At 73.9% G+C, this 234-nt stretch carries 1 protein-coding gene; it reads right to left on the bottom strand.

Annotated features, from left to right (window positions below; genetic code table 11):
* Positions 1-221, bottom strand: a 221-nt coding sequence (locus ACSNOK_RS36345) for a hypothetical protein (protein WP_436784914.1), incomplete at its 3' end; no start/stop codon positions are given.
* Positions 222-234: the final 13 nt, after the last annotated feature.

The raw sequence follows: 234 nt of genomic DNA, 5'->3' as shown, positions 1-234 counted from the left end.
GCCGCCACCGCAGCAGCGGCCACGGCCGTCTTGCCCGACGCCGAGCGCAGCCTGGCTGCGCCGGCCTTGCCGGTCTTGCTGGTCTTGCCCGTTGCAGGCTTGGCGGATGCCGTCTTGGAGGCCTTGGCCGGCTTGGCGTAGGCCGCCGTGCCGAACGACATCGTGGACAGAGCGGCCAGCAGCACGGCCACGCCGGCGGCCCGCGCATGCAGGCGCAGCAAGCCGGCGGATGAC

The sequence above is a fragment of the Streptomyces sp. URMC 126 genome (assembly GCF_051386555.1).
GTDB lineage: Bacteria > Actinomycetota > Actinomycetes > Streptomycetales > Streptomycetaceae > Streptomyces.
This window is presented reverse-complemented; position numbering and strand designations above follow the sequence as displayed.